Annotated in this window: 10 protein-coding genes; all 10 read left to right on the top strand. The window is 52.4% G+C overall.

The window, feature by feature from the left end; translation table 11 throughout:
* The first annotated feature begins 219 nt into the window (after positions 1-219).
* The 10 genes from otsB (at position 220) to C1N64_RS14420 (ending at position 12,751) form a co-directional block, all read left to right on the top strand.
* The gene (otsB, locus tag C1N64_RS14465; protein ID WP_054633632.1) at positions 220-1,008 is read left to right on the top strand and encodes a trehalose-phosphatase; all 789 of its coding nucleotides are present in this window, start codon (positions 220-222) and stop codon (positions 1,006-1,008) included.
* Positions 1,005-2,441, top strand: a complete 1,437-nt coding sequence (otsA, locus tag C1N64_RS14460) for an alpha,alpha-trehalose-phosphate synthase (protein ID WP_033742002.1) — start codon at positions 1,005-1,007, stop codon at positions 2,439-2,441. The genes otsB and otsA overlap by 4 nt, the downstream gene beginning before the upstream one ends.
* A 978-nt stretch (positions 2,442-3,419) precedes the next feature.
* Positions 3,420-3,770, top strand: a complete 351-nt coding sequence (flhD, locus tag C1N64_RS14455; RefSeq protein ID WP_006120236.1) for a flagellar transcriptional regulator FlhD — start codon at positions 3,420-3,422, stop codon at positions 3,768-3,770.
* Complete coding sequence (flhC, locus tag C1N64_RS14450; protein WP_033742000.1) at positions 3,770-4,348, top strand: flagellar transcriptional regulator FlhC; 579 nt, start codon at positions 3,770-3,772, stop codon at positions 4,346-4,348. The genes flhD and flhC overlap by 1 nt, the downstream gene beginning before the upstream one ends.
* Positions 4,349-4,479: 131 nt before the next feature.
* The gene (gene motA / locus C1N64_RS14445) at positions 4,480-5,367 is read left to right on the top strand and encodes a flagellar motor stator protein MotA (RefSeq protein WP_006120238.1); all 888 of its coding nucleotides are present in this window, start codon (positions 4,480-4,482) and stop codon (positions 5,365-5,367) included.
* The gene (gene motB, locus C1N64_RS14440) at positions 5,364-6,623 is read left to right on the top strand and encodes a flagellar motor protein MotB (protein WP_033741999.1); all 1,260 of its coding nucleotides are present in this window, start codon (positions 5,364-5,366) and stop codon (positions 6,621-6,623) included. The genes motA and motB overlap by 4 nt, the downstream gene beginning before the upstream one ends.
* Positions 6,624-6,634: 11 nt before the next feature.
* Positions 6,635-8,626 carry a chemotaxis protein CheA gene (cheA, locus tag C1N64_RS14435; protein WP_172677647.1) on the top strand — a complete coding sequence of 664 codons (1,992 nt, stop codon included), beginning with the start codon at positions 6,635-6,637 and terminating at the stop codon, positions 8,624-8,626.
* A gap of 23 nt (positions 8,627-8,649) precedes the next feature.
* The gene (gene cheW, locus C1N64_RS14430) at positions 8,650-9,147 is read left to right on the top strand and encodes a chemotaxis protein CheW (protein WP_006120241.1); all 498 of its coding nucleotides are present in this window, start codon (positions 8,650-8,652) and stop codon (positions 9,145-9,147) included.
* 255 nt (positions 9,148-9,402) lie between these two features.
* Positions 9,403-10,965, top strand: a complete 1,563-nt coding sequence (locus C1N64_RS14425) for a methyl-accepting chemotaxis protein (RefSeq protein WP_054633636.1) — start codon at positions 9,403-9,405, stop codon at positions 10,963-10,965.
* Positions 10,966-11,074: 109 nt separating this feature from the next.
* Positions 11,075-12,751, top strand: a complete 1,677-nt coding sequence (locus C1N64_RS14420) for a methyl-accepting chemotaxis protein (RefSeq protein WP_039343223.1) — start codon at positions 11,075-11,077, stop codon at positions 12,749-12,751.
* Positions 12,752-12,798: the final 47 nt, after the last annotated feature.

Raw genomic sequence — 12,798 nt, 5'->3', positions numbered from 1 at the left:
TTTCTGGCAGAATGCAGGATTGCGTCTACACTTTATGGGGCGACAACGACAGTCAGTGAGTTTTTCAGCACTTAACGCGTATGTTTTTGGAGAAAGAGTTACCGAATTGCAGGGTTTTACCGCGCAGTCTCCTTACTTCATTCGGCCTTGCGCCGACCTCTTGCTGAACGCTCTCTGCTGCGATGTCCTGATGATGAACCCGTTTACAGGAGAAGACACGTGACCCAGACGGCAGAAAGTAATGCCTCGTTTCCGTCATTGAGCGGCGGTCTGTATGCCTTCTTTTTTGATGTTGATGGCACGCTGGCAGCGATACAGCCCCAGCCGGATGCCGCTTTCATTCCAGAACAGGTTGTAGCAGAGCTGCAACGCCTCTCTTCTTTATGCCACGGCGCGCTGGCGCTGGTATCAGGTCGTCCTGTTGAGCAACTGGATGCGCTTGCGGCACCGTTGCACGCGCCGGCTGCCGGCGTGCATGGCGCTGAGCGTCGAGACGCGGAGGGCAGGGTACACCGCGTGTCACTGCCCGAAGAGACTGAACGTCAGCTGAAACAGATGCTGGAAGCCGAAATGGCCCACTGGCCAGATACGCAGCTTGAAGCGAAAGGGATGGCGTTTGCCCTCCATTATCGTCGGGCGATGGCACATGAGCAGGACATATTGCACCTTGCGCAGGCCGCCGTCGAACGTTTCTCGGGTCTGACGTTGCAGCCCGGAAAGTGTGTGGTTGAAATTAAACCGACCGGCATTGATAAAGGCGCGGCTGTGCAGGCATTTATGCAGGAAGCCCCGTTCGCGGGACGTATTCCGGTGTTCATCGGTGACGATCTGACCGATGAGAAAGGCTTTGCCGCCGTCAATGCCATGCACGGGATTTCCGTGAAAGTGGGAGAAGGCGAAAGCCAGGCACGTTATCGTTTACATGACGTTACGGATGTCTATGCCTGGCTGGAAAGAACACGATTACAATTAGAGCAAGATAACGTTGGTAAGGAGTTTAGGTTATGAGTCGTTTAGTTGTTGTATCTAACCGTATCGCCATGCCAAATGGGAACAAAACCAGCGCGGGCGGCCTTGCCGTTGGCATCCTGGATGCGCTGAAAAGCACGGGTGGACTGTGGTTTGGCTGGAACGGTGAGATAAGTGAATTTTCGGGTGAGGAAGAAAACCCGGTATCGGTAACGGAGCATGATGGTATTGAATATGCCTCCTTCCCGCTGAGCCAGAACGAGTACGATCTCTATTATTGTCAGTTTTCTAATACCGTTATCTGGCCTGCTTTCCATTACCGCTTAGACCTGGTGCAGTTCCAGCGTGAAGCCTGGGAAGGATACTGCGAAGTTAATGATGCCGTCGCGCAGCGCCTGAAACCGCTGATCAAGCCTGACGACATTCTGTGGATTCATGACTACCACTTTCTGCCGTTTGCCGCCGCGCTGCGCCGGGCAGGCATCAACAACCGCATCGGTTTCTTCCTGCATATTCCTTTCCCGACGCCCGAAATTTTCAATGCGCTGCCGCCGCACAGAGAACTGCTGGAAATGTTGTGCGAATACGATCTGTTAGGATTCCAGACGGAATCTGATCGCGTCGCCTTCCTCGACAGTGTGAGCCAGCTGACGCAGTTGCAGAATAAAGGTGACAAAAAACATCGCGCCTATGGCAATACCTTTATGACGGAGGTTTACCCGATAGGGATTGAACCTGACAGCATTAAGGAGATGGCTGAAGGGCCATTGCCACCCAAAATGGCGGCGATGAAGAAGGAGCTGGGCGATGTGCGCAATATCATTGCCTGCGAACGTCTGGATTACTCGAAAGGCCTGCCGGAACGCTTCCTGGCGTATGAAGCGCTGCTGGAAAACTACCCGCAGCATCACGGCAAGATTCGTTACTCGCAGATTGCGCCAACGTCTCGTGGCGATGTGCAGGCCTATCAGGATATTCGTCATCAGTTAGAAACCGAGGCAGGGCGCATCAACGGGAAATACGGCACCCTAGGCTGGACGCCACTCTATTATCTTAACCAGCACTTTGACCGTCGTTTATTGATGAAAATTTTCCGTTTAACGGATGTCGGCTTAGTGACGCCGTTGCGTGACGGGATGAACCTGGTGGCGAAGGAGTACGTGGCGGCGCAGGACCCGGACGATCCGGGTGTGCTGGTACTGTCCCGTTTTGCCGGTGCGGCTAACGAGCTGACCTCCGCGCTTATCGTGAACCCTTATGACCGCGACGAAGTGGCCGCGGCGCTGGATAAAGCGATCACCATGCCCCGTACCGAGCGTATCTCACGCTATAACGATATGATGGCGGTACTGCGTAAAAACGACATCACCGCATGGCGCGAAAACTTCCTGCGTGATCTTGAGAAGATTGCTCCGCGGAGTGCCGATCACGGCATGGCAAACAAGGTTGCCACCTTTCCGAAACTCGCCTGACAGCAGAGCAAGCCAGGGAAGGCTTGCTGTGCGTTACATCCCGCCGCTTTTGCATACACGCTGTTGCTAATGATTGTCCCCTAACTCAAAAGCGCTTTTGCGTCGCCAGGCGTCCGTCTGACGGCAAAGTGGCGTAAAAATGTGCAATTAACACCGCCATTCACTTTCTTTACCTGGTTAAGCTAAAGTTCTCTTCATTCCTGCCGATAGTTAAAATGCATAAAACTCTCCTGCCTGCAATTCATTCATATCCTTAATGTAACTCCTTGTTACATCGGTGTACGCTCTCTAAACGGGTTGCTTTCAGCCTTTACGACGGATTGTCAGAAAGCGCGTAATCAGAATTGTCGGCCTTCTGCCCCTGTTTTCCCTTCTTTTTGTCTTATCACCTAACTGACTAATTTAAATACAAATAATGCGCGCCATGGGTAGCATATTCCACTGGTTTTATGGTTTTAGCTGGTTCTAAATAGGGTGCAAATTCCATTCATTGAGATAAACAGGAATTCTGCATGCCTTACAGAATCATCCCTGATTTTTGTAGCCAATTAAGTCCAGCTCAGGACAAATCCCTGTAAAAAAAACGTCAAATTGAGTAAAAAACAGACAGTGAGGAAGGGATAATAAAGCGTTACTGAAGAAAATAGAGGCAAAAGTGTGATCTGCGTCACACTTTATCTAAAATTTCACCGAACTGTCGTTGTATGTAAGGATCATCCGATATAGATTTGCCTTGTTTTCGGATTAGTCTTAAAAAAAGCAAGCAAGCCTCAGGGAAGAAGGTTATCGACTTAAGAATAAGGTGGACTGAAAAGATTGACTTCTGACCGGAAAGACAGGGTCGCAAAAAGAAGCAGAACTCAGAACCATTGCTTTTTATGTTTAATTATTTTGCCATCTTTAGATTTACCAACCAGCAGCTCGATACGCAGAGATGTCATCTGCGGTAAGTTACGTCGCGTCTCTCAGGATGGAAAAATGGGTACATCTGAATTACTAAAACATATTTACGATATCAACTTGTCATATTTACTGCTCGCGCAGCGATTAATTAACCAGGAAAAAGCTTCTGCGATGTTTCGCCTCGGGATCGATGAAAAGATGGCTGACGCATTGTCTGAATTAACCTTACCTGAAATGGTGAAATTAGCTGAGACCAACCAACTTGTGTGTCAGTTTCGTTTCACCGATAGCACCGTTATTAATCGCCTGACGCAGGAATCACGTGTGGATGATTTACAACAAATCCATACCGGGATTCTTTTATCCAGCCGTTTATTACGCAGCGCGTCGAAAGACGCCGCGCCTACTAAAAAGAGGGCGGTATAATGGGTGAAAAAAGTATTGTCCAGGAAGCGCGTGATATTCAGCTCGCTATGGAGCTGATCACACTGGGTGCGCGCTTACAAATGCTGGAGAGCGAGACGCAGCTGAGCCGCGGTCGCTTGATCAAACTCTATAAAGAGTTGCGTGGCAGTCCACCCCCTAAAGGTATGTTGCCATTCTCGACTGACTGGTTCATGACCTGGGAACAGAACATTCATGCCTCAATGTTCTGTAATGCCTGGACGTTTTTACTGAAAACCGGTTTGAGCAAAGGGATTGATGCGGTGATTAAAGCCTACCGCCTTTATCTCGAGCAGTGCCCGCAATCGGACGAGGGCCCGCTGTTGGCGCTAACACGCGCCTGGACCCTGGTGCGATTCGTTGAAAGCGGTATGCTGGAATTATCAGATTGTAAATGCTGCAGCGGCAGCTTTATTAATCATGCACATCAGCCTGTTGGCAGCTTTGTCTGCAGCCTGTGCCAGCCACCATCACGTGCCGTAAAAAGACGTAAACTTTCTGCAGATACTGCCGATATCTTTCCACAACTGCTGGATGAACAGGTTAAACACGCCGTTTAAATTTGTTCGCAATGTGGAAGTCATCCAGCAGCGGTTAATCCCGCTGCTTTTTTTTTGCCTCCACAGGGTGAACATCTCCGGTTTCTCTGGCTTAACGTCGACCAACACGTTACGGACGTAAGGATTTTTCTGTGCTGATAATTTTAGGTTACATCGTTGTATTAGGTTCCGTGTTGGGCGGATACGCTTTAGTGGGCGGCCATCTTGGCGCGCTTTACCAGCCTGCAGAACTGCTGATGATCGCCGGGGCGGGCGTCGGCGCGTTTCTGGTGGGCAACAACGGTAAATCGATCAAGAAGACCCTCAAAGCTCTGCCGCTGCTGTTCCGTGGCTCGAAATACAACAAAGCGGTGTACATGGATCTCATGGCACTGCTTTACCGGCTGATGGCGAAATCTCGCCAGCAAGGCATGTTATCGCTTGAGCGTGATATTGAAGATCCCGCCCAGAGTGAAATTTTTGCTAATTATCCCCGCATCTTAGCCGATAAACAGTTAGTCGACTTCATCACCGATTATTTACGCCTGATGGTGAGCGGCAACATGAATGCTTTCGAAATCGAAGCATTGATGGATGAAGAGATTGAAACCTATGAACACGAGTGTGAAGTGCCGGCACAAAGTATCGCTGCCGTCGGCGATGGCCTGCCCGCTTTCGGTATCGTTGCGGCGGTAATGGGCGTGGTTCATGCCCTGGCGTCAGCTGACCGTCCAGCCGCCGAGCTGGGTGCACTGGTGGCACATGCCATGGTGGGAACGTTCCTCGGGATTTTACTGGCATACGGTTTTATTTCGCCTCTGGCGTCGGTATTACGTCAGAAGTGTGCTGAAACGACCAAGATGATGCAGTGCGTGAAAGTGACATTGCTTTCCAGCCTGAACGGTTATGCACCGCAGATCGCCGTCGAGTTTGGTCGTAAAACGCTTTATTCAGCTGAGCGTCCATCGTTCAGCGAACTGGAAGAACACGTTCGCAACGCGAAGAACCCGGCTAAACAGACTTCGGATCAGACCTCATGAAACATGGCAATCGCCCAATTGTGCTGATTAGAAAGCGCAAACATAAAAAACATGAAGGAGGACATGGCTCATGGAAAATCGCCTATGCCGACTTTATGACGGCGATGATGGCATTTTTTATGGTGATGTGGCTGCTGTCGATCGCCAGCCCACAACAGCTTATCCAGATAGCAGAGTATTTTCAGACGCCCTTGAAAGTGGCGCTGACGGGTGGACAGAGAAGTAGCGACAGTAGCAGCCCGATCCCAGGCGGAGGAGACGATGCTACGAAGAAAGAAGGTGAAGTCAAAAAGGTTGTGGATATGGATGCGCAGAAACGCAAGCTGGATGAAATTCGCCTCAACCGCCTGCGTGAAAAGCTCGACCAGTTAATCGAAGCTGATCCGCGCCTGAAAGCGCTGCGTCCGCACCTGATTATTAATATGGTTGATGAAGGGCTGCGTATTCAGATCATCGACAGCCAGAACCGCCCGATGTTCAAGACCGGCAGTGCAGAAGTTGAACCTTATATGCGTGATATTTTGCGCGCGATTGCACCGATTTTGAATGACATCCCTAACCGTATCAGTATCGCGGGCCATACGGATGACATTCAGTATGCGACCGGTGATAAAGGGTACAGCAACTGGGAATTGTCAGCGGACCGTGCCAATGCGTCACGTCGTGAACTGGTGATTGGTGGGCTGGATGGTGGAAAGATTCTGCGTATCGTCGGCATGGCGGATACCATGAAACTGAAAAATCGCGGCGGCGATGATGCCGTTAACCGTCGTATCAGTTTGCTGGTGTTGAACCATGATACCGAAGCCGCGATTGAGAAAGAGAACGCAGAAAGTGACGCGGTTCAGATTAGCGATCCCTCTGCCTTAGAAAAAGTGACCGCGCCGTCAGCACCCGGCAGTAATGCGGCTGATAAAACATCTTCCAAACCTGCAACTGCCACGTCGGCGGATGCAGTGAAAACAGCGAACTCCGCACCGTCAGCCGCATCGACGAGCGCAGAGAAAGCCGCGACCGCCGCCTCGTCAGCGTCATCGACGAGCGCGGTGAAAACAGCAGCCTCCGCATCGTCAGCCTCACCGGCGGTCGCGGCGAAAACAGCGACCTCCGCGACGTCAACCTCTTCGGTTCGTGCGGTAACAACAATAACGCCTGCACCGTCAGCCCTACCGGCGGATGCAACGAAAACAACCTCCGCACCGCCAGCGTCTTCGGCAGGTGCGGTGAATACAGCAGCCCCCTCACAGCCGAGGTGATTCCCGTGAGCATGGACATCAGCGATTTTTACCAGACGTTTTTTGATGAAGCCGATGAGCTGTTAGCGGATATGGAGCAACACCTGTTGGGACTCGATCCCCAGGAGCCAGACTCTGAACAGCTTAACGCCATCTTCCGCGCCGCCCACTCGATTAAAGGCGGAGCCGGAACCTTTGGTTTTACGGTTTTACAGGAAACAACCCACATCCTGGAAAACATTCTGGATGGTGCTCGTCGCGGCGAGATGCAGCTCAGCACCGACATCATCAATCTGTTTTTGGAAACTAAAGATATTATGCAGGAACAGCTAGATGCTTATAAAACCGCGCAAGAGCCTAACGCGGAAAGCTTCAAGTATATCTGTGAAGCATTACGCCAGTTGGCGTTAGAGGCGAAAGGTCAGCCGGTTGAAGCACCGGTTGTGGTTGCGCTTGAAACGCCTGTCAGTCAGGCAGAATCCGCCTCCTCTGATGCTGAAGGTGTTCACCTCCAGTTGGTCGACCTGAAAGAAAAAGATATCGACCTGATGCTGGAAGAGCTGGGTAATCTTGGCACGCTCAGCAACGTGAAGAAAGGCAGCAATACGCTTGAGTGCCACATTACCGGCGTAGGCAAAGACGACATTATTGCTGTGCTGTGTTTCGTTATTGATGAAGCGCAGATTCGCTTCCCGGGTGCTGACGCTGCCGCGGCGGTAGCCGAAAGCGTGGATGCGCCTGCGGTTGCCGATGTTCAGACTGCGACCGTGACCGAATTGCCGGTTGCCGCAGTGAAACGCGAAAGCAAACGCGCTGCCGCGCCCGCGAAGACCAGCGAATCAAGCAGCATCCGTGTTGCGGTTGAGAAGGTCGATCAGCTGATTAACCTGGTGGGTGAACTGGTGATTACCCAGTCAATGCTGGCACAACGTTCAGGTGAACTGGACCCGGTCGCGCACGGCGAACTGTTGAACAGCATGGGGCAGCTTGAGCGTAATGCGCGTGACCTGCAAGAATCTGTGATGTCGATTCGTATGATGCCTATGGAGTACGTCTTCAGTCGCTTCCCACGTCTGGTGCGTGATTTGGCCAGCAAGCTGGGCAAAGAAGTTGAACTGACGTTACTGGGTAGCTCGACGGAACTCGATAAGAGTCTGATCGAACGTATCATCGATCCGTTAACGCACCTGGTGCGTAACAGTCTTGACCACGGCATCGAAACCCCGGAAAAACGTATTGCGGCAGGTAAGGTTGCCACAGGTAATCTGACGCTGTCAGCAGAACACCAGGGCGGCAACATCTGTATCGAAGTGTCAGATGACGGTGCGGGCCTTAACCGCGAACGTATCCTGGCAAAAGCTCTGTCATCGGGACTGCCGGTGCATGAAAACATGAGCGATGAAGAAGTCGGCATGTTGATTTTCGCGCCAGGTTTCTCAACGGCAGAGCAGGTCACCGACGTATCTGGCCGCGGTGTGGGCATGGACGTGGTGAAACGTAACATTCAGGAAATGGGTGGCCATGTTGAAATTGCCTCAAAACAAGGCAAAGGCACCACCATCCGTATTTTGCTGCCGCTGACGCTGGCGATTCTGGACGGCATGTCAGTGCGCGTAGCGAACGAAGTCTTTATTCTGCCGCTGAATGCGGTGATGGAATCGTTACAGCCGCGTGCTGAAGAGCTGAAACCCCTGGCGGGCGGCGAATGTGTTCTGGAAGTGCGCGGCGAATACCTGCCACTGGTTGAACTGTGGAACGTCTTTGACGTGAAAGAGGCGAAAACCGAAGCGACGCAGGGCATTGTGGTGATTCTGCAGAGCGCGGGCAAGCGTTACGCTTTGCTGGTGGACCAGTTAATCGGTCAGCACCAGGTTGTGGTCAAAAACCTGGAAAGCAACTATCGCAAAGTTCCAGGTATTTCAGCCGCCACCATCCTCGGCGATGGCAGCGTGGCGCTGATTGTAGACGTTTCGGCGTTGCAATCACTTAACCGTGAAAAACGTGTGGCCGGCGCTGCCGCCTGATTGATAACGAAAGGGTAAATAACATGAGTGGAATGGCAACCGTGACAAAAATTGCTGGCGAAACCGTTGGACAGGAGTTCCTGGTCTTCACGCTGGGTGATGAAGAGTACGGCATCGATATTCTGAAGGTTCAGGAAATTCGTGGTTACGATCAGGTAACCCGCATTGCCAACACGCCTGATTTTATTCGCGGCGTGACAAACCTGCGCGGCGTTATCGTGCCAATTATCGATTTGCGCGTGAAGTTTTCACAGCCAGACGTTGAGTACAACGAAAATACCGTGGTGATCGTGCTGAATCTCGAAAACCGCGTCGTCGGTATCGTGGTTGACGGTGTGTCGGATGTCCTGTCGCTGACGCAGGAACAGATCCGTCCTTCACCTGAGTTCGCTGTGACTATGTCAACAGAGTACCTGACAGGTCTGGGTGCACTGGGCGAGCGCATGTTGATTCTGGTCGACATCGAAAAGCTGCTGAGCAGCGAAGAGATGGCGCTGGTCGACAACCTGCGTACCGCGTAATCGTTAAACACGGGCCAGCCAACGCTGGCCCGTGTTGTTATTCTGCACGCCGAACCTGTCATCACCGCCTTTCCTTCACCCGTCGACCTTTCAAAAAACACGCTGTCTGTGATCCTGCTCCAGGATTAGCATATTGCTCTGGTTTCAATAATTACAAAAGTCATTTGAACCCCTTTTTAAAAGCGGAATGGCTAAAACATCCTGCGTTGCCGCCGATACAGCCCCTGCACGTTACTTATTTAGTCGGGGAAAAAGATGTTAAAACGGATAAAAGTGGTGACCAGTCTGATTACGGTACTGATGCTTTTCGGTGCCCTGCAACTACTGTCAGGCAGCCTGTTTTGGTCAGCGCTCAATAATGATAAAGCGGCGTTTGCCTTGTCGCAGATTTCAACACGCAACGTGGCGGCCATGACGGATGCCTATATGGCTCTGAACCAGTCACGTACTACGCTCAACCGCGCCATGTTGCGGTTACAAACCAGTCTGGCATCGCAAATGAACGGCGGTCAGCTGGACAGCCTGACGGACAAAGCCATTAGCGAAGCCAATAAAGGTGAGCAGTATCTTGCCGAGTTTAATGCCATTCCGGAAACGCCAGGCGCGGATACCGAAATGCGCGATCAGTTACAAAACCATTTTGCCGCCTATCTGACCGGTCTGCGCGGGATGATCGCCAGCCTGAAAGCCAAAGATCTGGAAGGCATGTTCAAACAGAACATTGAACAGAAGCAGCAGGCCATGCAGGCCACCTATACGGCCTGGCGTCTTAAGCAGAGCGAGCTGTCTTCGCATGGTGCAGAACAAAACCAGCAAGCCTTTACTCAGATGATGTGGTTGCTGGGCATGGTCGGCGCTCTGGTGGTCGTGGTGATCATCGGTTGCTGGTTTGGCCTGCGCCAGGTGCTGATTTATCCTCTGCAACGTCTGCTGGTGGATATCCGCACGATTGCCTCCGGTGATCTGACGCAGCCAGTGAAGGTAGAAGGCCGTAATGAGATGAGCCAACTGGCCGCCGGTATCCGTGAGATGCAACAATCTCTGGTGACAACGGTGGGTGAAGTCCGCAGCGGTTGCGATGCGATCTTTACGGGTGCCAGCGAAATCGCCGCGGGCAATAACGATTTGTCCGCACGCACGGAAGAGCAGGCGGCCTCGCTTGAGCAGACCGCCGCCAGCATGGAGCAACTGACCGCCACGGTGAAACAAAATGCGGATAATGCGCGTCAGGCTTCACAACTCGCCCATACCGCATCTGAAACCGCCTTGCAGGGTGGCAAAGTTGTGGATGGCGTCGTCAGCACAATGAAAGAAATTGCAGACAGTTCCAGGAAAATCGCTGACATTATCAGTGTGATCGATGGTATTGCTTTCCAGACGAATATCCTGGCGTTGAACGCCGCCGTCGAAGCGGCGCGTGCAGGCGAGCAGGGCCGTGGCTTCGCGGTTGTCGCCGGCGAAGTACGTAGCCTGGCGCAGCGCAGTGCGCAGGCTGCCAAAGAGATTAAAGGGCTGATTGAAGATTCTGTTGCCCGCGTTGACAGTGGTTCGCAGCAGGTCGAGAGCGCAGGCAGCACCATGAATAATATTGTGGGTGCCGTCACCCGCGTGACCGACATCATGGGTGAAATTGCCTCGGCATCGGATGAACAAAGCCGCGGTATCGATCAGGTGGGGCAGGCGGTGACAGAAATGGATCGCGTGACGCAACAGAACGCCTCGCTGGTGGAAGAATCTGCCGCCGCCGCCGCCGCGCTGGAGCAACAGGCGAGCTCACTGTCCCAGGCCGTTTCCGTCTTCAAAATCTCCCGTACTTAAGCGTTCTGACAGTTTTTACTGCCAGCGTGATGATCAATTCACGCTGTCAGTAAAGTTCCGCCTGCGCGGGCCGATAAACAGAATCGAATTGCTAATGAATGAGGTTTCTATGTTTAGTCGAGTACGCGTTGTCACCGGCCTCCTGTGTGTACTGGGGCTTTTTGCCTTGCTGCAGGTTTTCTCGGGTGGGGTATTTTTCAAAACGGTTACGGAAGATAAAGAAAACTTTGCTTATAACCAGCGTCTTAGCACCTTGCAACGCGCCATGGGAACGTCATGGGTTGCGCTTGTCCAGGCACGTAATACCTTAAACCGTGCGGGCATTCGTTATTTGCAGGATGGGCAGATGGCAGGTTCGGGAGCCACCGTAAAAGAGCTGGTGGCGCTGGCTGACAGTGAGCTGAAACAGGCTGAAAAGGGCTATGAATTATTCAATGCCAACCTGTCAGAGAAAGGAAAAAGTGCGGCTAACGTGCTGACGCTACAGGCCAATTACAAACAATTCCACGATGGTCTGGCGGAACTGATTGTGTTTCTGGGCAACGGCAACTTTAAAGGGTTTGTTGATCAGCCGACACAAAGTTATCAGGACAAATTCCAAAAAGATTATGACGACTGGCTTAACTACAACCTGGTACTGAGCCAGAAAGGCATCGATGCCAATAATGCCGCTTATCAGCGCATGATTATGCTGGTTGCGGGGACGCTGGTCGTTACGCTGCTGGTGATCGTGCTGGTGTGGAATCTTATGCGCAGCCTGCTGATTCGCCCGTTAAAACAGAGCATCGATCATATCCAGCATATCGCACGGGGTGACCTGACGCAGCCTATCGCCATTACCGTACGTAATGAAATTGGCGATTTGCTGACGTCTCTGCAGGAGATGCAACGTGAACTGGTCCGTACGGTCAGCACCGTCCGTGATGGGGCCGATGCGATCTATACCGGCGCCAGCGAAATTGCCGTAGGGAATAACGATCTGTCGTCGCGAACAGAGCAGCAGGCGGCTTCGCTGGAGCAAACCGCTGCCAGCATGGAACAGCTTACCGCGACCGTGAAGCAAAATGCTGAAAATGCCCGTCAGGCGTCGACGCTGGCGCTGAATGCCTCTGAAACCGCACAGCAGGGCGGCAAAGTGGTGGACGGTGTCGTGACCACGATGAAAGAAATTGCGGGCAGTTCCAGAAAAATTGCCGATATCACCAGCGTGATTGATGGCATTGCTTTCCAGACCAATATCCTGGCACTGAATGCGGCCGTGGAAGCGGCACGCGCAGGTGAGCAGGGCCGTGGCTTTGCGGTGGTTGCCGGTGAGGTGCGCAATCTTGCACAGCGCAGTGCACAGGCGGCGAAAGAGATTAAAGGGCTGATTGAGGACTCCGTCAGTCGCGTGAATACCGGTTCAGTCCTGGTTGAAAGCGCAGGCGATACCATGAACGAAATCGTCAGCGCCGTCACACGCGTCACCGACATCATGGGAGAGATTGCCTCTGCTTCAGACGAACAGAGCCGTGGCATCGACCAGGTTGGCCTGGCCGTGACCGAGATGGATCGCGTGACACAGCAGAACGCCTCGCTGGTTGAAGAGTCGGCCGCCGCCGCTGCGGCACTGGAAGATCAGGCCAGCAACTTAAAACAAGCGGTTTCTGTCTTCAATATTGGTAAAGAAATTGTCACGCAGGCCGTTAACAAGACAACGGCGGCAAAAAGTTTACGTTTAGAAAGTCCGTCAGAGGGCATTCGCCAACCCTCATCACGCAGTGATGAGAACTGGGAAACCTTCTAATTGCCTGGATGGCCCAACCGCTGATGTGCGGTTGGGCATAGCAGCAG

The sequence above is a fragment of the Pantoea sp. SGAir0215 genome (assembly GCF_043543215.1).
This window is presented reverse-complemented; position numbering and strand designations above follow the sequence as displayed.